The sequence below is a fragment of the Oceaniferula spumae genome, from assembly GCF_042849255.1.
Lineage (GTDB): Bacteria > Verrucomicrobiota > Verrucomicrobiia > Verrucomicrobiales > Akkermansiaceae > Oceaniferula > Oceaniferula spumae.
Genome location: NZ_AP026866.1, coordinates 2898066 through 2915243 on the forward strand (window position 1 = coordinate 2898066; position 17178 = coordinate 2915243).

Annotated in this window: 20 protein-coding genes; 11 read left to right on the forward strand and 9 right to left on the reverse strand. The window is 53.8% G+C overall.

Annotated features, from left to right (window positions below; translation table 11 throughout):
- Positions 1-11: 11 nt before the first annotated feature.
- The gene (gene rpe, locus ACSPJT_RS12195; RefSeq protein ID WP_435892830.1) at positions 12-680 is read right to left on the reverse strand and encodes a ribulose-phosphate 3-epimerase; all 669 of its coding nucleotides are present in this window, start codon (positions 678-680) and stop codon (positions 12-14) included.
- Positions 681-752: 72 nt separating this feature from the next.
- Here rpe and tadA point away from each other — a divergent pair, with 72 nt between their 5' ends.
- Complete coding sequence (tadA, locus tag ACSPJT_RS12200; RefSeq protein ID WP_435896201.1) at positions 753-1259, forward strand: tRNA adenosine(34) deaminase TadA; 507 nt, start codon at positions 753-755, stop codon at positions 1257-1259.
- Between the two features lies 1 nt (position 1260).
- Here the strand turns inward: tadA and ACSPJT_RS12205 are convergent, their stop codons facing one another.
- The 5 genes from ACSPJT_RS12205 to ACSPJT_RS12225 all read right to left on the reverse strand — a co-directional run bounded on the left by ACSPJT_RS12205 (position 1261) and on the right by ACSPJT_RS12225 (position 5605).
- Positions 1261-2283, reverse strand: coding sequence for a CAP domain-containing protein (locus ACSPJT_RS12205; RefSeq protein WP_435892831.1), 1023 nt, complete (start codon positions 2281-2283; stop codon positions 1261-1263).
- A gap of 102 nt (positions 2284-2385) precedes the next feature.
- The gene (locus ACSPJT_RS12210) at positions 2386-2736 is read right to left on the reverse strand and encodes a hypothetical protein (RefSeq protein ID WP_435892832.1); all 351 of its coding nucleotides are present in this window, start codon (positions 2734-2736) and stop codon (positions 2386-2388) included.
- Between the two features lie 161 nt (positions 2737-2897).
- The gene (locus ACSPJT_RS12215) at positions 2898-3269 is read right to left on the reverse strand and encodes a hypothetical protein (protein ID WP_435892833.1); all 372 of its coding nucleotides are present in this window, start codon (positions 3267-3269) and stop codon (positions 2898-2900) included.
- An 87-nt stretch (positions 3270-3356) separates the two neighbouring features.
- On the reverse strand, positions 3357-4334 hold the full coding sequence (locus ACSPJT_RS12220) for an MDR family NADPH-dependent oxidoreductase (protein WP_435892834.1): 978 nt from the start codon (positions 4332-4334) through the stop codon (positions 3357-3359).
- An 8-nt stretch (positions 4335-4342) separates the two neighbouring features.
- Positions 4343-5605: a Glu/Leu/Phe/Val family dehydrogenase gene (locus ACSPJT_RS12225; RefSeq protein ID WP_435892835.1), complete on the reverse strand. Its 1263-nt coding sequence runs from the start codon at positions 5603-5605 to the stop codon at positions 4343-4345.
- Between the two features lie 112 nt (positions 5606-5717).
- Between ACSPJT_RS12225 and ACSPJT_RS12230 the strand changes: the two genes are divergently transcribed.
- Positions 5718-6230, forward strand: coding sequence for a DUF456 domain-containing protein (locus ACSPJT_RS12230; RefSeq protein ID WP_435892836.1), 513 nt, complete (start codon positions 5718-5720; stop codon positions 6228-6230).
- A gap of 88 nt (positions 6231-6318) precedes the next feature.
- Here ACSPJT_RS12230 and ACSPJT_RS12235 read toward each other — a convergent pair whose 3' ends face one another.
- A complete protein-coding gene (locus ACSPJT_RS12235) occupies positions 6319-6990 on the reverse strand; it encodes a type II secretion system protein (protein ID WP_435892837.1) in 672 nt (223 codons plus the stop codon).
- A gap of 140 nt (positions 6991-7130) precedes the next feature.
- A complete protein-coding gene (gene rph, locus ACSPJT_RS12240) occupies positions 7131-7913 on the reverse strand; it encodes a ribonuclease PH (RefSeq protein ID WP_435892838.1) in 783 nt (260 codons plus the stop codon).
- 54 nt (positions 7914-7967) lie between these two features.
- Between rph and lpxK the strand changes: the two genes are divergently transcribed.
- Positions 7968-9176, forward strand: a complete 1209-nt coding sequence (gene lpxK / locus ACSPJT_RS12245) for a tetraacyldisaccharide 4'-kinase (protein WP_435892839.1) — start codon at positions 7968-7970, stop codon at positions 9174-9176.
- Here lpxK and gluQRS read toward each other — a convergent pair.
- Positions 9173-10003, reverse strand: coding sequence for a tRNA glutamyl-Q(34) synthetase GluQRS (gluQRS, locus tag ACSPJT_RS12250; RefSeq protein ID WP_435892840.1), 831 nt, complete (start codon positions 10001-10003; stop codon positions 9173-9175). The two genes, lpxK and gluQRS, sit on opposite strands and share 4 nt — an antisense overlap.
- A gap of 126 nt (positions 10004-10129) precedes the next feature.
- On the opposite strand from gluQRS, the gene ACSPJT_RS12255 reads away from it, so the two are divergent.
- The 8 genes from ACSPJT_RS12255 to ACSPJT_RS12290 all read left to right on the forward strand — a co-directional run bounded on the left by ACSPJT_RS12255 (position 10130) and on the right by ACSPJT_RS12290 (position 17107).
- Positions 10130-11023, forward strand: coding sequence for a metal ABC transporter substrate-binding protein (locus ACSPJT_RS12255; protein ID WP_435892841.1), 894 nt, complete (start codon positions 10130-10132; stop codon positions 11021-11023).
- Positions 11024-11069: 46 nt separating this feature from the next.
- Positions 11070-11561 carry a hypothetical protein gene (locus ACSPJT_RS12260; RefSeq protein ID WP_435892842.1) on the forward strand — a complete coding sequence of 164 codons (492 nt, stop codon included), beginning with the start codon at positions 11070-11072 and terminating at the stop codon, positions 11559-11561.
- Positions 11554-12324: a metal ABC transporter ATP-binding protein gene (locus ACSPJT_RS12265; protein WP_435892843.1), complete on the forward strand. Its 771-nt coding sequence runs from the start codon at positions 11554-11556 to the stop codon at positions 12322-12324. Before ACSPJT_RS12260 ends, ACSPJT_RS12265 begins: the two co-directional genes overlap by 8 nt.
- Complete coding sequence (locus ACSPJT_RS12270; RefSeq protein ID WP_435892844.1) at positions 12321-13193, forward strand: metal ABC transporter permease; 873 nt, start codon at positions 12321-12323, stop codon at positions 13191-13193. Before ACSPJT_RS12265 ends, ACSPJT_RS12270 begins: the two co-directional genes overlap by 4 nt.
- Positions 13190-14368 carry a hypothetical protein gene (locus ACSPJT_RS12275; protein WP_435892845.1) on the forward strand — a complete coding sequence of 393 codons (1179 nt, stop codon included), beginning with the start codon at positions 13190-13192 and terminating at the stop codon, positions 14366-14368. The genes ACSPJT_RS12270 and ACSPJT_RS12275 overlap by 4 nt, the downstream gene beginning before the upstream one ends.
- A 76-nt stretch (positions 14369-14444) precedes the next feature.
- Positions 14445-15698, forward strand: a complete 1254-nt coding sequence (locus tag ACSPJT_RS12280; protein WP_435892846.1) for a hypothetical protein — start codon at positions 14445-14447, stop codon at positions 15696-15698.
- Between the two features lie 42 nt (positions 15699-15740).
- Positions 15741-16409, forward strand: a complete 669-nt coding sequence (gene tsaA / locus ACSPJT_RS12285; RefSeq protein ID WP_435892847.1) for a tRNA (N6-threonylcarbamoyladenosine(37)-N6)-methyltransferase TrmO — start codon at positions 15741-15743, stop codon at positions 16407-16409.
- A gap of 62 nt (positions 16410-16471) precedes the next feature.
- Positions 16472-17107 carry an HAD hydrolase-like protein gene (locus tag ACSPJT_RS12290; protein WP_435892848.1) on the forward strand — a complete coding sequence of 212 codons (636 nt, stop codon included), beginning with the start codon at positions 16472-16474 and terminating at the stop codon, positions 17105-17107.
- The last annotated feature ends 71 nt before the right edge of the window (positions 17108-17178 follow it).

Here is a 17178-nt window from a genome sequence, read left to right on the forward strand (position 1 = left end):
ATACGTGCTTTCTAAGCGCCGCGTATCACCGAAATTGCTTCAGCCATGTCGGGGGCTTTGAAGGTGGATGAGCCTGCGACCATGACATTCGCCCCAGCGGCGGCGGCGATGGGGGCAGTCGTGGCATCCACCCCGCCATCGACTTCAATATGGTATGAGAGGCCGTTTTCATCGCGGTAAGCGGCAGCGGCTTCGACCTTGGCCATCATTTCATGCATGAAGGACTGACCACCGAAGCCCGGAACCACGGTCATGACCAGGAGCATATCGATTTGATCTAGAAAGGGTCGCGCGTGCTCGAAAGGGGTTGCAGGGTTGAGTGCCAGCCCAGCCTTACAGCCTGCTTCACGAGTGCGTTTCAGAGTTTCCGCGACATCGTGTTCGGCTTCCAGATGCACGGTGATCATGTCTGAGCCAGCTTCAAGGAAGCGTTGCAAGTAATGATCAGGTCTTGAAATCATCAGATGCACATCGAGAAAAACGTCATTGGTTTCGTGGATGGCCTGAATGACGGCCGGGCCGAAGGAAATGTTATCCACGAAATGTCCATCCATGACATCGAGGTGCAACCAATCGCCTCCGGAGCGGATAGCGCGTGTGGTTTCCTCCTTAATTCTGCCAAAATCGGCGGCCAGCAGGGAAGGAGCGATGATACGATCTGAGTGATGCCATTTCTTCATGGGTTTAGTTTGAAGTATTCGGTTTGAAGTTTGAAGTTTTATTGTCAGATTAGCGCGGTGAGCGATGATTTAATGGCGGATTTTCAGACCGATGGCTTTTTTATGCAGCAGGCGTTGCGTGAGGCCAGAAAAGCATACGCAGCAAACGAGGTGCCAGTTGGGGCGGTAATCGTCAAAGGAGACAAAGTCATCGCCCGGGCGTGGAATCAGGTGGAGACGCTCAAGGATGCCACCGCGCACGCGGAAATGCTCGCTCTAACAGCGGCACAGAACGCATTAGGTGATTGGCGGTTAGAAGGTTGCACGTTGTTTGTCACCAAGGAACCATGTCCGATGTGTGCCGGGGCAATTGTCCACTGCCGACCCGACCGAGTTGTCTTCGGTGTTCCCGATCCCAAAGCCGGTGCCGCTGGAGGCTGGATCAATTTGTTGGAAGCAAACCCTCCACTGAATCACCGTTGTGATACTGAAGTGGGTGTGATGCAGGATGAATGCCTCGGATTGCTGCAAAGTTTCTTCCGTGAAGCCCGCGAGCGGAAAAAGGAAGAAAAGCGACTCCGCAGGCAATCGGAGCAGTAGATTAACGACCAAAGAGCTGAGTCCAGTGGCGGTTGTGCTGCCCGAGCCCGATGCGGCGGTGGCCGGAACTGAACATATTCCGGTGGTGACCAGGTGAGTAGAACCAGCCCTTGTTGGCTGATAACGGATCGGTGGAACCAGCGTAGATATTTTCCCCTGAGGCCGAGGTGCCGAAGTTTTTAGCTCGGTCATTGGGAGTGCGTTTCCCTTTCACCGGTGATTCATGGGCGAAGAAATTCAGCGTCTCCATGTCTTTGGAGTGGTCACGGGCGGCTTCGCAGAGTTTGGGATCGATCTCAAGAGCGCTGAGGCCAGCCAGTAAGCGCATCATGTTCGCATCCGCCACACCTATGCGTTCTGGCTCGGGGACTTTTTTCTTTTCCGCAGTTTTGCGGTTGTTTTCCATGATTTTGAGCCCTTTACGATCGAGACCAGATAGGGCGCGAGTGACCGTGTTCTCGGCTTCCGTTAATTCGGAAACAGAAGTCTGGGTGAGAGGAATGATGGCTGTCTCGACCAGAATATCGCGTAACCGGGCAATGGCGAGAATGGTACGGCGCTTTTTCTTCTGCGCATCATCAGCGGTGGCAATGATGTCCTTCGTTTTGGGAACGAGGAGGGAGCGAAGTTCGTCGATGGCCGGCATGCCACGTTTTTTCAGAGCCTCTTTCATCGGACCGTCGGCGAGCCCTTGCATGGCAGCGAGCTCTTTTCGCAAGTCCCTGATGCGGTTTTTATTATTGCCGGATTTGCCACTGGCATCACGGGCGATCCTTTGAAAATCAGAGATCCAGGCATCGCGGAGTCGTGGCCAGACACGTTCGACCTTTTTGTAGAGATCGGTGACTTCTGAGTTCGGTAAATCCTCGATGGAGTCGAAAATCTCGGAAACATCACCATTATTCTCAACACGTTTGGTGAGTGCAGCCAGAAGTTCGTCCCCGGCAGTAGCCGCTTGCGACTGGTGAATTGCCAGTGGGCATAAAGTCAGGACAAGCAGCGAGGTTATCAGTGAGCGATGCATGATTGTTGGTAAAGCGTCGCCAAGCTAGTTGGTTCTGAAAAAAAAACAAGGAGAGCCGTGTTGGCCCTCCTTGTGGGTTTTTTAGGTCAGGGTGACTTTTAACTATCGGCGAATGGTGATCCAGCCGTGTGGTCCGCGGATGGTGAAGCTGCTGTGCGATCCATGGTGGCCGCCGTGATGACCATGATGGCCATGATGACCGTGGTGTGGTCTGACAAAGCGGTGGCAACGGTGGACGATGGGCACGCTGTAGTAGCGGTAAATCGGACGGTGGTAGCAATCGTATCCGACGATGACTCGGCGTTTGTAAACCCGGCATCCGCAAGATGCATGACCGCTACAGTAAGTGTAGCTATGGCCGACGTGGTGGTGATGAGGGGCGGCTTCGGCTTTCTCAGGCAGTGCTGTGAAGGAAACGAAGATGGTGGCGATGGTAGCGAGTATTGTTTTCATAGTGGTGGGTTTTGATGTTCGCTTAGTTGACGCATGATCGATGTGCGTATGCAAAAAAACAGGGGTTAATCACACCTTTTGTTAGGATGCAAATGGGAGTCGAGCACACAAAAAAAGGAGAGCCGGTGAGGGCTCTCCTTGAGGGTAAATATTAAGGTCGATTAGCGACAGATACGGACACTGCCATGACGGCCGCTGATGACCACACCGCGGTGGCCGCTGTGTGAATTACGACGGTAGTGCGAACGGTCGTAGTGACCGCGAGGCACATCGTGACGGTAGTAGCGGCTGCTGTGATGGCTTCTGCAGCGGTGAACGACTGGCACGCTGTAGTAACGATAGATCGGACGGTGATAACAATCGTAGCCGGTGACGACACGACGTTTGTAGACGGCACAGCCACAAGAAGAATGTCCACTGACATAGGTGTAGCTTTGGCCGACGTGGCCGTGGTGTGGACGAGCTTCAGCCTTTTCAGGCAGAGCAACTAGTCCTACGAAGACGGTAGCGATGGTAGCGAGTAATGTTTTCATAATAATATAGTGTTTATGGTGTTCGCTTACTTCGACCCGATAACATCTGAATTTATTCAGAAAAAATTCACCTACCCTAAAATTCGCTTATTTCTCAAGGGAAAGAAGCACCTTGCCATGGCGCTTTCCTTCCTGTGCCCGACCCAGTGCAGTCCTGATATCTTGCAGTGGGAAGCGGCTGTCCACGAGTTGCGTGAGTTTGCCGTCGATGACCCATTCGGCCAATTGCTTATAGACCGTACTGATTTTCTCAGCCTCCTGCTCCTTGATCCATTCCGTGGACCAATACCCATGGAGTTCGATCCGTTTGAAAATCAGAAATTTATTAGGGACTTTGAGACTTCTCATGCTCATCGCGCCGTAGGTGACATGCGTGCCCTTGGGGGCGAGTGCATCCATCAGACGTAACGCGCTATCGCCACCGACGGCATTCAGCGCCAGTGCCGGAGGTTGATCGGCGGTGACTTTTTTAACATGTTCAATCGATTCCGCATTGTCTAACAAAACAAGATTGGCCCCGAGGTCAACCAGTTCCTTGATGGGCTCTTCACGGCGGACGAGGTTGATCGTGCGGAGTCCTAGCAGCTTGGCAATCTGGATAGCGCAGACGCCTACACCGGAGTTCGCTGCATTTTGAATGATCCAGCTGTTCTCAGGTAACTCACGAAACTGGGTGAGCATTGCCCATGCTGTTAGAGGGTTAATCTTGAGCATGGCTGCTTGCTCGACTGGTGTCTCGGCGGGGATCTTGAGAGCTGCGCTGCCCGGGCATACCACCTCGTTCGTCCAAGTGCCGACGCGCCGGACGAAGATGACTTTATCTCCTACGCTGAAGTCATCGGATCGGGACTCTAACACTTCACCACAGCCTTCCATGCCAGGAGTGCAAGGAAGATCTGGTCGGATGCCGTAGTTGCCCAAGATAAAATTGATGTCCGCCGGATTGATGGGAGCGGCGAGCATGCGGACGCGGATTTCCCCGTCGGTCAGCGCGTGAGGAATGTGCTCCTCAAGCTCGATGACGTCCGCCGGGCTTCCAAAGGTGCGATAGGTTGATCTGATCATGATTGGTGTTATGGGAACAGGCCGCGGGTGGCTTTGACTTTGGCGACTTCGTGAATACCTAGTGCGAGTGCGGCTACGCGCTGAGACATATTGTTAGTCTGTGCGAAGTGGTAGACATTTTCAAATGCCTTCTCAAGCATGGTCTCCAGTTTTGTTAGAACCTCTTGTTCTGTCCACTGATAGTGCTGCAAGTTCTGTACCCATTCGAAATAGGAAACGGTCACACCGCCGGCATTGCAGAGTACGTCGGGAATCAGGAAAATGTCACCACGCTCTTCGATGATGGCGTCAGCTCCCGGAGTAGTTGGTCCGTTCGCGCCCTCGGCGAGCACACGGCACTGGAGTTTTGCTGCATTGCCTTTATTGATCACACGTTCCAGTGCGGCGGGAACCAGTGCATCACATGGTTGAATCAGCATTTCTTCTGGATCGATTTCTTCCGCACCGGAAAAGCCTTTGACGCCTTTGGTCTCGGCAACATGTTTGACGAGTTCCTCGACATCAATACCTTTGGGGTTCCAGATGGCGCCGGTGACATCCGAGATACCGGTGATTTTAACCCCATAGCGAGAAAGCGTGAACGCTGCGTGGGAACCTACGTTACCAAATCCCTGAATGATGGCGGTGGCCTTGGTGTCGTCGATGCCCAGTTTGTTAAATGCGCGGGTGATGGTGAAGGCGACTCCGTGACCGGTAGCTTGGTTCCTTCCTTCTGATCCTAACAGCTCAACTGGTTTGCCAGTGACGATACTCGGCACAAGGTGGCCGGCGTGAGTGGAATAGACATCAGTGATCCATGCCATGGTCTGTGCGTTGGTCCCCATGTCAGGAGCCATGACATCGGTTTCGGGACCAATGAACGGCAGCATCTCAGTAGTAAACCGACGGGTGAGATTCTCTGTTTCCTTGAGGCTCATGGTGCGTGGATCACAGGTGATACCGCCCTTGCCGCCACCGTAGGGGAGCCCCATCAGCGCGCATTTCCAGTTCATCCACATCGCTAAAGCTGCGACTTCTCCGAGGGTGACATTCGGGTGAAAACGCAGCCCGCCTTTGACGGGGCCACGAGAAAGGTGATGCTGTACGCGGTAGCCGAAGAAAACTTCGGTTTCTCCACTATCGCGTTGAATCGGCACCGTGACGGTGATGAGTCGTTTCGGCCATTTACAGCGTTCACGCACGGATTCGTCGAGGTCGAGGTAGTCAGCGGCCCTATCAAACTGGGTGGATGCCATTTTAAAGACATCATTGGCCATAAGATCATTTTTCATACCTCAAGGTGTAAGGTTCTTTTGTACGTTTGACAAGGTGGCTCTTGATTTTAGGGCGCTGTTTTCAGCATGAGGAGTTGCAAGATGGTGGGGACGGGTTAGGGATGGGCGTATGGCAGAGATTCTTCCGATCATCGGATCCAGCTTGGCGTGGATCATCACTGTATGTTTGCTGATCTCGGGTTTCATCGGAACCTTGGTTCCGTTTTTGCCTGGGCACCTGATCATCTTCTTTGCCGCCATCGCCCACTGGTTGATGTTGCGAGAGGATTCCGGCGTTGAGTGGTGGACGCTAGTGGTTCTCGCGGTGCTCCTGATTATTTCCCAGGTGTTGGAGTTTATGAGTGGTGCGATGGGCACGCGCTGGTTCGGTGGTAGCCGGTGGGGTGCTGCTGGAGCCTTGTTGGGTGGTATTGTCGGCATGTTTTTCATGCCATTCGGCCTCATCCTTGGTCCGCTAGCGGGGGCGATGCTGTTTGAATTTTCCTTTGCCAAAAAAGAAGTCCGGCCGGCGACTGTATCGGGTGTCGGATCTGTGCTCGGAACGGTCGCCGGGCTGATTGTCAAAGTCATCGTGGGCTTGATGATGATCGTCTGGTTTGTGGTGGATGTCTTTTGGATCTAACAAACATCCGACCTGAATGAGACACGAGGGCACAAAAAAACCGGAGAAGTTGCCTTCTCCGGTTTGAGTTGATTGGTTAGCTTTAAGCTTACTTGGCGTTTACAACCTCTGGAGTTTGGTCACCCCAGACTGAGTCGTCACCGGTGTCAAACAGAGTCTGACCGGAAGGAAGCTTACCTTTTCTCTCATTACTGAGACGAAGAGTTTGCACGGATCCGTCAATACGGAGCACAACGCATTTTCCGCCGTATGGGTCTTCCTTGAATGTGCTTGTGTCATCCATGGGAGCCATGAGAAGAGGAATACCGGAGTTACCACTTGAAGACTGATCTTTCACGTAGCTGAAGCCACACTCACCAGCCTCAAGAGTTTTGCTCTTGGTGTTGTATACGTTGTCTGGCTTTTTCTTCGCGTCAGAGGCAGAACCGGCTTTCGCGTAGAAGATCTCTTCTGACTGCACATAGCCACCTGCGAGGAACTGGCCAAGGTAGTCATTGGAGTTAGATCCAGTGTAACCGTTGAGGTCGGCATCAGATGCTGCGGTGTCATCACTTGGGAATCCACCAAGGTCATCGTCAATCTCAACCATCAGCAGGAAGATCTGCTTCGCGTTGTTGGTAGCCGTTGTCATGTCGGCTTTCTTCTTCTGCTTCATGATGACCGGAGTCGCCATGGCTGCGAGTGCCGCAATAATGGCAATCACAACGAGAAGCTCCACCAGAGTGAAGCCCTTGCTCATATGTTTTTTTGTTAGTTTCATTTACTTATTTTTGGTTATGTTTTTGTTTTTTATATCGAGCCACCGATACGCAGCGAACCGCATAGCGACAACTGATACTGCAAGTTACTACTTAGACAGCGCACCGCAAGAGAAAAAGGGATGAGACCCGTGAAATACTCTTACGGTTGTTTAAAGCTGTTCGCCAGACTTTCAAGGTCTGTTAAGGATGCCTGGTCGGCATCAAGGATGGCTTGCTTCTGCAATTCTGTGATTTCCTTAACTCCCTTACGGGCAAGGCTCAGCATGGAGGCCATTTGTTCATCGGTGAAGACGCTTTCTTCGCCGCTACCTTGGAGTTCTACGAATTCCAGGTCCTCGGTCATCACGACGTTGAAGTCCACACTGGCGTTCTTATCTTCCGGATAATCGAGGTCGAGCACGGCGGTATCCTGGTAGATTCCGGTGCTGATTCCGGTGATGAGTTTTTTCATCGGAAAGGCTTTGAGTTTGCCTTCGGCCATCAGTTTGTTGAGTGCGATGGCGATCGCGACACAACCACCAGTGACGGAGGCAGTGCGGGTGCCGCCGTCGGCTTGAAGCACATCACAGTCGAGCCAAATGGTGCGGGGTCCGAGTTTTTTCAGATCGACCACAGCACGCAGGGAGCGGCCGATGAGGCGTTGGATTTCCGACGAACGACCATCGATGCGGCCTGCGGAGATGTCGCGCTGTTTACGATCGAGCGTCGAGTATGGCAGCATATTGTATTCTGCCGTGAGCCAGCCGCCGCCTACTTTTTGATACTTCATCCAGCGAGGAACGTCCTCTTGCACGGTGCAGGCGCAGATGACGCGGGTGTTTCCAAAGGAAACTAAAACCGAGCCGGTGGCATGGGGAGCGATGCCGGCTTGGAAGGAAATGGGGCGGAGTTGGTCGAATTCACGGCCGTCGGGTCTGATCATAGATGAAGTTTCAAGTTTCAAGATAGATGTTTCAAGTATATAAGGTGCGCGCGTATGAGGGAATCGCTGGACGAACTGGAACAATGGGGCACCGAGGTGATCTTCGGAAGGGCCCGAGGCTTCAGGGCGACGATGATGCGGATCCTTCTTTGGTGCTTATCGGGCATCTACAGGGCGGGGGTGGCATTCCGGTTAGGGCGATACCGGCGTGGCGGCATCGAGCAACAGTATCTGGGCACCCAAGTCATCAGCATAGGAAATCTAACCGTCGGAGGGACGGGGAAAACACCGGTCGTGGAGCTGTTTGCCCGCACACTCAGAGAGCGTAATCGTAAGCCGGCGATTCTCAGTAGGGGATATAAAAGTAAAAAACTCCCCAAAGCCCAAGAGTGGATAGCCAAGGACACGGGAGAGCTCATTCCCGCAGATGAAATGCCGAAGGTCGTCAGCCAGGGTGGCGAGCCACTGCTCAAGGTCTCCAATGCCGGCGACGAGCCATTCATGCTGGCGAAAAACTTGCCCGGTGTCTCCGTGGTGGTGGATAAAAACCGGGTCAAGGGCGGCTGCTTCGCCGTGCGTGAACTCGAGGCCGATATTCTGATTCTCGATGATGGGCTGCAATATCTCCACCTCGCCCATTCCATCGACGTGGTGTTGGTCGATCAGAGCTCGCCTTTCGGAACTGGCCAAATGCTGCCACGTGGCACCTTGCGTGAGCCGGCGCGAAACCTTTGCCGCGCCGATTACATCTTCATCACCAAATGCGACAACAGCTCGAATGAAGAACTGATCCGGAAAATGCGTCGCTTTAACCGCCATGCCGAGATCATCGAATGCACCCACGGTCCTCAGCATCTGGAGAATGTCTTCACCGGCGAGCAGGTTCCGCTGAATTTCCTAGATGATAAATATGTAGCCGCCATCTCCGGCATCGCTGTGCCCGAGAGCTTTGAGAAAATTCTTCGCAGGTTAGGTGCCAACGTCGAGTTCCACCGCGTATTTTCAGATCACCACTCGTTCAACCAAAAGGAAATCGACCGCTTCATGAACCGCTGCATGCAGCGTGACATCGAGATGATCGTGACCACGGAAAAAGACGCCGTTCGCTTTATGAAACCAACCGAACTCGATGTGCCGGTTTATTTCCTCCGCATCGAAGTGGATATTCTCAAAGGGCACGAAGTCTGGGAAACTCTGGTCGACCGAATCTGCGGGGAGAAATCCAGTATCGATCCCTTGTTACTACGTGAAATGGCGGGTTAGTCAGAGATCATTTCCATGACCTCCTCGGGTGAATGACCCAGCTCACGCAGGGTCCGTATACTCATCGGGTCATCGCGTTTCGCCAAGCGCACTCCGTTCGCATCGAGGATCAAGCGGTGGTGGTGATACACGGGCTCGGGGTATCCTAACAGCTCCTGCAGCAGTCGGTGCACGTGGGTGGAAGCGAGTAGATCTTCGCCGCGTGTGACATCGGTGATTTGCTGCATCGCATCATCCACTACTACCGCGATGTGATAAGAGGTGGCGATGTCTCGGCGAGCCAAGATGACATCACCTAACAGAGTGGGGTCGACTTCGACTACGCCCCTGATCCGATCGCAAAAAGTCAGCTGCCCGGTTTGTTTCCCAGCCTCACTTGCATTGAGTCGCCAGCAATGTGGCTCACCGGCGGAGATGCGTTCCTCGGCTTGGCCGTTCGTTAGCGAGCAGCATGTGCCTGGATAAAGCGGACCCTCTGGGCCTTGTGGTGCGCCGGCCATCGCAGCGATCTCGTCTTGGATCTCTCGGCGAGTGCAGAAGCATGGGTAGACAAGTTGTCGGGACTTGAGCTCCTCCATCGCTCGGTTGTAGGCGGTAAATCGATCGGTCTGTCGTAGCGGTGTGCCATCCCAGTCGAGGCCGAGCCATGTGAGGTCCTTCTCGATTTCAAGGTAGTATTCCGGCCGGACTCGTGTGGTATCGATATCCTCGAAGCGCAGTAAAAAATCAACCTCCTCCTCTTTTGCGAGATCATACGCAAACTTGGCGGCATAAGCATGACCAAGGTGCAGTAGTCCGGTGGGTGAGGGGGCAAAGCGGGTCGACATGCCCTCTTTTAACGCCCTCATTTCCATGCGAAAATCCCCAAAAGAGAATTATTATGACAGCAAAGTTAAATTATTAACGCAAAATACTTGCAATAGCATACCGAATGCGTTACTTTCTCCTGCGACATGAGAATTTTGAAGAACATCGCCGTCGTAGCTCTCTCCGTGCTCGCATTCAATGGAGTGGCCACTGCGGATATCAAAGTCGCCAGTTTACACCCACTGATTTCCGATGTGGCTCGGCAGGTGGGAGGCAAACATGCCACCGTGGTGCAGCTGATCGATCCGCACACAGACCCACACCATTTCCGCCCAAGCCCGAAAGATTTGGCAAAAGCACAAGGCGCGGTGGTTTATCTAGCCAGTGGCAAAAATCTGGAAACTTACCTTGGAAAATTACAGAGCACGCTCGGAAATAACGTCAAGGTGTTTGAAGTGGGTCGTAAAATCCCATCGCAAACCATCAGCGGACGCAGCAGCCAGTATGTCTGTTGCCCGGACCATGCCAAAGGCTCGTTGGATCCTCATTGGTGGCATCGCGTCAGCAACATGCAGAAGGCGGCACGTGAGCTGGCTTCTGAGTTCGGAAGACTGGACCCCGCGAACGCAGCCGCCTACAAAGCCAATGCCGCCGCCTACTCCCGCCGACTGGAAGGATTGGATGCCTGGATCAAGCGTGAGGTTAGCAGAATCCCTCGCTCCAGCCGCATTCTAACAACTGCTCATGCGGCGTTCGGATATTACTGCAAAGAGTATGGATTCAAGGCGCTGCCAGTGAAAGGACTCACAGCGAGCCATAAGACCAGTGCAGCCTATCAGGCGCAAGCGATCCAAGAAATTCGCAAGAATGGCGTTAAGGCCATCTTCCCTGAACTACGGGCAAACCCCAAGTCTCTGTCTGTAATTTCCAGGGAAACCGGAGTCAAACTTGGTGGAACCTTGGTTGCCGACGGAGCATCCAACTACGAGAAAATGATGCGCGACAATACCACGAAGATTGTCAAAGCACTCGCGAAGTAGGCATTTCCTGACTTCACATTTCTTTTCCATTTAAAAAGTAGCGACGATGCGTGGGTCACCCATTTTTCAGACGGTCGTGTTGTTGTTAGCCATGTTGGTTGCAGGTCTGTTAGGCAAGAGCTACTTGGATCACAGTCATCAGCTGGACAAGACAAAGGCAGCACCGAAGGCGAAAAACCATGATGCCACTAACGTCGTGGAAGGCGAGGTGGAGATGGTATTTTCCTCCGCTCCACTATCTTACACGCTGCGAAAGTCACCGATCGATTCAGACGGTGCGCCCGAAGTTTTATTGAAGGGTGACAGGCCGGAAGAGAATCCGATTTACGGAGAAATCCGGCTCGATGCTCACAGCGCAGTCACTTACTGGCTCGACGTGATCTGGGCTGAGGAGCCGGCAGAGGGGAGCAGGCACTTCGTGCAGTTCAAGCTCTCACCCAACTACGGGAACGAGATTCAGGTCGCCTTCTCAACGGCAGGAAAGAAGATCGAGCAAGCCTTTGACAAAGGAAATCTAGGGGGAGAAGGCGATGAGTAAATGCAGTCACACTCATGACCACGGCCAGACGCACCAGCTGAGCGTGCAAAACGTCAGCGTGTCTTACCGCGATCTCAATGTGCTCGATGACATTTCATGGACCAGCGAGTGTGGCAAATGTCTGGCGCTTGTCGGTCCCAACGGTGCGGGGAAAAGCACCCTGCTGAAGGCCATCGCCGGTCTGGTGAAGCGCAGCTGCGGCTCGATCACCTGGTCGGGGGAAGATAATCTGAAGTGCCGCGGCGGTGAGTTTGCCTACCTGCCGCAGTTCGAGGAGGTCAGCTGGGATTTTCCAATCACTGTGAGAGGTGTCGTGGAAATGGGTCGCTACCCACAGCTCGGGCCATGGAAGAAATTTGGTGAAAAAGATGCCGCTGCGGTCGATGCCGCACTGAAGATGATGGAGCTGGATGGCGAGCTGGCCAATCGGCAAATCAGCGAGCTCTCGGGCGGACAGAAACAGCGTGTGTTTATCGCCCGTGCCGTGGCTCAGGAGGCGCACGTCCTTTTGTTAGACGAGCCTTTCACCGGTCTCGACCGCGATCATGTGGCGAACCTCGCCAGGCTGCTGCGCATGCTGGCAGGGGAGAACCGACTGGTAATAGCCTCCCATCACGATCTGGGAACGGTGAACGACATCTTTGACGAGGTGCTGCTGCTGAATCGCCAGACCATCGCCAACGGCCCGTGTGCTGAAACTCTAACAGAAGATAACCTGAAGCGAACCTTCTCAGGTTTGAAAAACCCCGCGAAAGGGCAATGAACGAATTACTCGAAATATTAGACATGCCATTCTTCCGGCGTGCATTGCTAGCGGCGGCGCTGATTGGATTTACCAATGGCTTTGTCAGCGGCTTCATCCTACTCCGCAGAAGCTCCCTAGTGCTCAGTGCGCTGAGTCATACCATGCTTCCGGGCATTGTGGCCGTGGTGCTGATCACCGGCACCTTGAATCAGGCGGGAGCATTCACCGGGGCCTTGCTGGCGGCGCTCGCCGTTGGCCTAGGCTCGATCATGGTGACCCGGAAAACACGGCTGCCACAGAGCACGGCACTGGCTATTTTCTACACCTGCGCCTTTGCCTTGGGGGTGGTGATGTTAGAGTATGCGGAGACGGCTCAGAATCTTGAGGAGTGGTTGTTCGGTAGTATTCTATCGGTGGGTGATATGGACTTGGTGGTGTTCTTTGGCATCGCGCTTTTCACCCTGATCAGCTCGACACTCTTTATGCGTCCAATTTTGCTGACCTTGTTCGAGCCGAACGTGGCTGCAGTTCAGGGGGTGCGAGTGCGCTCGGTGAATTACCTACTCTACGCGATGATGATCATCGCACTGATGGCCAGCTTCCAAGCGGTGGGATCGGTGCTTTCCATCGGCCTGATGGTGGTGCCTGGCGCGATCATGTCTCTGTTTACTAACAACACCCGCTGGCTGTTCTGGGGCGGTGGCGCGATCGGATGCATTGGTTCTGTCGCGGCCGTGGTGCTGTCCGTGATTCTCAATATCCCCACCGGGCCGGCCATCGTTCTGGTGCTCGGGCTGCTCTTTGTCATCGCCTATTTCATCAATCCTAACAGCGGCCTGTTCCGTCGCGCTCAAGACCAATCTCTACACCCAACACATCAGTTATGAATAACAAATACATGAAAACAGCAGCGCTGGTTGCCGCCTGTGCGAGTCCATTGTGCGCCGAAGAAAATGTGGCACCCGAATCAACATCGAGCATCCGTCTGGAGCCCACTTTGCACCTGAGAGCGGTGCATGGCACGACCACTCTGAGTGGAGAAGATGCCGCCTTCGGTGGACACGATCCGTTTCAGGACGGCTTTAACCTCCAGGGCATTGAAATAGGCGCGAACCTCTACGCCGGCGAATACCTGCGCGGTTTTGCCACGGTTAATGTTTTCAAACACAATGGCGAGGACTTTGATGCTGAGTTCGAGGAGGGTTTCCTCAAGCTGGTGAACCTTCCGGGTAACCTGGAGCTGCGCGCAGGTAGAATGCTGGCGCGCTTTGGCGATCAGAATAGTCGGCACTTGCACGCCTGGGATTTTGTCGATGCAAACATGACCAACGTGCGCTACCTCGGCGATGACGGATTCGCCTTTGAGGGCGCCGAGATTTCATGGATGCCGCCCACCAGTTGGACCGATGTCCTCAGCGTCGGCTTTGGCTCCGCAGTGGCGCATGACCACGATCACGGCCACGGTGAGCATGAGGAAGACCATGATGATGACGACCATGACGATCATGAAGATGAGCATGGTCACGATGAGGAGGCAGAAATGGCCCGTCCGGAAAGAGACATCGTCACGGTGCGCTACCAGGCACAGTTCGGGCCGGATGACTTTAACCGTTTTCAAGTAGGCGGTAGTTTTCTAACAGGTGAGAACGGCTTCGGCATGACCACGGACATCTACGGTGCTGATTTCACCTACACCTGGCGCGAGAACGGTCTTGAGTCCGGTGGTCGTCAGTTCCGCTGGAGAACCGAGTGGATCATGCGCGATGTGGAAAACGATGAAGGCGGCTTCGAGGACAACGGTTTCAACACCAGCGTCATGTGGGAGTTCGTCGAGGGCTGGGAAGCTGGTCTTCGCTACGGCTGGGTAGAGGGAGTGGACGATCCTGAACTGGCCGAACGCCACCGCATCTCACCTTCCATTGGCAAATATTTTGATTTTGGCAACGACATGAAAGGTCACGTCCGCCTGCAATACAACCATGACGAAATCGATGGCCACGGCAGCGAGGACAGTGTCTGGCTGCAGTTCGGCTTCGATTGGGGCCCGGGCGAAATCCGATGAAATTTCTTTAGTCTGGCACGGTTGAGTAAATTACTGTGATATAAAGTCGGCGCGGGAAACTGCGCCGGCTTTTCTTATGAGTAATTTTCAATCATCCAGATTTCTCAAACCTGCTGTTCACTCTGTCGCGATTGGTTCGATGGTGATGCTTTCGGGTGTTGCCATGTCTGAACCGATCGATCCTTCGACGGTTCCATTCGGCGGTGAAGATTGCGATCACGGAGACGGCACGCCGGAGCTGATCGTCGAGCCTCGGCTGAACTTGAGCGCAGTATACGGCCATACCGATCTGGAAGACGCTGGCCTCGCACTTGGCGGACATGATCCGTCGGTCAATGGATTCAGTGTGCCCGGCCTATCGTTCGGCATGGACGTGATCTACGGTGAACACCTCGCCGGATTTACAGAATCCATTTTCTCGTGGACCAATGATGATGGCTGGGAAGCGGAACTAGAGGAGCTTTACATTAACTTTCTCAATCTGCCCGGAGGTTTTGAAATCCACGCCGGTCGTTATTTCGCCTCCATCGGAACCCAGAACGACATCCACAACCATGGCTGGAAATTCGCCGATGCCTACCTTGGCAATGTGCGATTTCTTGGTGACGACGGCGTGATCCTCAATGGCGTCGAGATCACCTGGAGTCCTCCGACACGCTGGGACGACCGCTTGATCATCGGATTTGGCGATACCATCCGCCACGAACACGATCACGGTCACGAGGAAGAGCATGACGAACATGGTGATGATGACCATGATGACGACGATCATGACGAACACGATGAACATGGTCACTCCGAGGAAGCTGAAGAAGCCCTCTGGGATAGAGATGTCTTGGCTGTCCGCTACCAAGTCACCAAGTGGCCGGGCGATGACTGCAAATTTGTCTATGGTGCCAGCTACCTGCAGGGGAAAAACTTCATGGGCCACAGTGCACGTCTGTATGGGCTGGATCTAACATACACCTGGCTGGAGGACGAGGACCACAGTCGCCAGCTCACTTGGCGCAATGAGGTGATGATGCGTGATATCGATACCGATGAAGGTAACTTCGAGGAGTTTTCATTCAGCTCCACCGCACTGTATAAACTGAACCCCGAGTGGGAAATCGGCCTGCGCTATGGTTATTTGGAGGGTGTCGAAGATCCGGAACTGCCAGAACGGCATCGTATTTCTCCTGTTCTAACAAGATTTTTCCAGTTGGGCGGAACCGAGGCGATGACTCGATTGCAGTATAACTACGATCACAGCGAAGAACGCGGAGACGACCACAGCATTTGGCTTCAGTTCAGATTCGAGTGGGGTGGCGGCGACGCTCACGTTCACTAGGCAGCGTGGCTGCTGTCATCGGACATGAGTCATTGCAAAGATATGGAACCGATCGCTCACATTAGAACCTGCTACGGAGAGAAATTCGGGGTGCCCCGGCAGCCTGGCCTTGTCGACGAAGCATGGGGCGAGCTGGTTTTTGAGCCGGAGTTTAGAAATGCGGACGCGGTCCGTGGACTTGACGGTTTTTCGCACGTCTGGCTGGTGTTTGTTTTTCATCAAGCTGTTAGGGATGATTGGAAGCCGACCGTTCGCCCGCCGAGACTCGGTGGCAACGAGCGCATTGGCGTCTTTGCCAGTCGCTCTCCCTTCCGGCCTAATCCCATCGGCCTCTCCGTGGTCCGTCTGGACGAAATCGATCTCGATCACCCGGATGGCCCGGTTCTCAAACTCCGAGGCGTTGATCTTGTCGATGGCACCCCCATCCTCGACATCAAACCCTACATTCCCTACGCGGATTCCCTGCCGGATGCGGTGGGCGGTTACGTCACCGGCGCGCCGGAATCGTTGACGGTTGTCTGGAAAGCTGAAAACGACGCAGTGAGTTCAGACACTAGCTCCCTGATCACCGCCACCCTAGCGATGGACCCACGTCCGGCCTACAAGTCCGCCGACAGCGAACGTGAATACGGCTGCGTGATCGAAGGCTGGAATGTGCGCTGGACGGTAAGAGGCGCGGAACTTCTCGTCCTCAGCTGCAAGAAAGATTAAACAAGCTTGTCACCAGAAATTCATGGCGCTGCCGCAGATGTGCGTTAGCCTTGATGTGAACTATGAGCTACAAAGCACTGATATTTGATTTCGACGGAACCCTTGCGGACACCTTTGACGAAGGGATGAAAATCTACAACGGCATGGCCGAGGAGCACGGACTCCGGCCAGTGACCGAGGCAGAGGTCCCCATGCTCAAGGACATGAAAATGAATGACCTTCTCGCCTACCTTGGTGTCTCCAAGTATCGAGTGCCAAAACTCCTCTACCAAGGCACCAAACTCCTCAAGGAAAGCATCAGCACACTGCCTCTCTTTGATGGCTTGGAAACAGTCCTGCCTGCCCTGCGAACAAAAACCGAGCACTTCGGCATCCTCACCTCGAACTCCGTGGAGAACGTTAATCTCTTCCTCAAAAACCACGGTCTGGAAAACGTTTTCACCTTCGTCTCATCAACGTCCAAACTAACAGGGAAATCCAAGCACCTGCGCGCCATCCGCAAGACCTTCTCCCTGAAAAGTTCCCAGATGCTCTACATCGGAGATGAAATCCGCGACATCAAAGCCTCCCAAAAAGCCGGCATCCCTGTCGCCGCCGTAGGCTGGGGCTTCAATTCTCCAGCATCCCTGAAAGCAGAAAACCCGGTCCATTTCTGCGAAAAAATCGAAGAGCTCCTCACTCTGACACCGATCCGCTAAGTTTAGATAAGTTTACTAGCAGGAGTTTTTCATGGGTCGTGGTTGGAGGGAGTCTGTCTTTTGGTAACCTT

Excerpts from the sequence above, each read along its gene's own strand:
- ACSPJT_RS12270 (WP_435892844.1), top strand. The coding sequence starts at position 12,321 with ATGAACGAATTACTCGAAATATTAGACATGCCATTCTTCCGGCGTGCA.
- ACSPJT_RS12260 (WP_435892842.1), top strand. The coding sequence starts at position 11,070 with ATGCGTGGGTCACCCATTTTTCAGACGGTCGTGTTGTTGTTAGCCATG.
- ACSPJT_RS12290 (WP_435892848.1), top strand. The coding sequence starts at position 16,472 with ATGAGCTACAAAGCACTGATATTTGATTTCGACGGAACCCTTGCGGAC.
- rph (WP_435892838.1), bottom strand. The coding sequence starts at position 7,913 with ATGATCAGACCCGACGGCCGTGAATTCGACCAACTCCGCCCCATTTCC.
- ACSPJT_RS12215 (WP_435892833.1), bottom strand. The coding sequence starts at position 3,269 with ATGAAAACATTACTCGCTACCATCGCTACCGTCTTCGTAGGACTAGTT.
- ACSPJT_RS12265 (WP_435892843.1), top strand. The coding sequence starts at position 11,554 with ATGAGTAAATGCAGTCACACTCATGACCACGGCCAGACGCACCAGCTG.
- gluQRS (WP_435892840.1), bottom strand. The coding sequence starts at position 10,003 with ATGTCGACCCGCTTTGCCCCCTCACCCACCGGACTACTGCACCTTGGT.
- ACSPJT_RS12225 (WP_435892835.1), bottom strand. The coding sequence starts at position 5,605 with ATGAAAAATGATCTTATGGCCAATGATGTCTTTAAAATGGCATCCACC.
- ACSPJT_RS12220 (WP_435892834.1), bottom strand. The coding sequence starts at position 4,334 with ATGATCAGATCAACCTATCGCACCTTTGGAAGCCCGGCGGACGTCATC.
- ACSPJT_RS12210 (WP_435892832.1), bottom strand. The coding sequence starts at position 2,736 with ATGAAAACAATACTCGCTACCATCGCCACCATCTTCGTTTCCTTCACA.
- ACSPJT_RS12255 (WP_435892841.1), top strand. The coding sequence starts at position 10,130 with ATGAGAATTTTGAAGAACATCGCCGTCGTAGCTCTCTCCGTGCTCGCA.
- ACSPJT_RS12230 (WP_435892836.1), top strand. The coding sequence starts at position 5,718 with ATGGCAGAGATTCTTCCGATCATCGGATCCAGCTTGGCGTGGATCATC.
- rpe (WP_435892830.1), bottom strand. The coding sequence starts at position 680 with ATGAAGAAATGGCATCACTCAGATCGTATCATCGCTCCTTCCCTGCTG.
- lpxK (WP_435892839.1), top strand. The coding sequence starts at position 7,968 with ATGAGGGAATCGCTGGACGAACTGGAACAATGGGGCACCGAGGTGATC.
- ACSPJT_RS12280 (WP_435892846.1), top strand. The coding sequence starts at position 14,445 with ATGAGTAATTTTCAATCATCCAGATTTCTCAAACCTGCTGTTCACTCT.
- ACSPJT_RS12275 (WP_435892845.1), top strand. The coding sequence starts at position 13,190 with ATGAATAACAAATACATGAAAACAGCAGCGCTGGTTGCCGCCTGTGCG.
- tadA (WP_435896201.1), top strand. The coding sequence starts at position 753 with ATGGCGGATTTTCAGACCGATGGCTTTTTTATGCAGCAGGCGTTGCGT.
- ACSPJT_RS12235 (WP_435892837.1), bottom strand. The coding sequence starts at position 6,990 with ATGAAACTAACAAAAAAACATATGAGCAAGGGCTTCACTCTGGTGGAG.
- tsaA (WP_435892847.1), top strand. The coding sequence starts at position 15,741 with ATGGAACCGATCGCTCACATTAGAACCTGCTACGGAGAGAAATTCGGG.
- ACSPJT_RS12205 (WP_435892831.1), bottom strand. The coding sequence starts at position 2,283 with ATGCATCGCTCACTGATAACCTCGCTGCTTGTCCTGACTTTATGCCCA.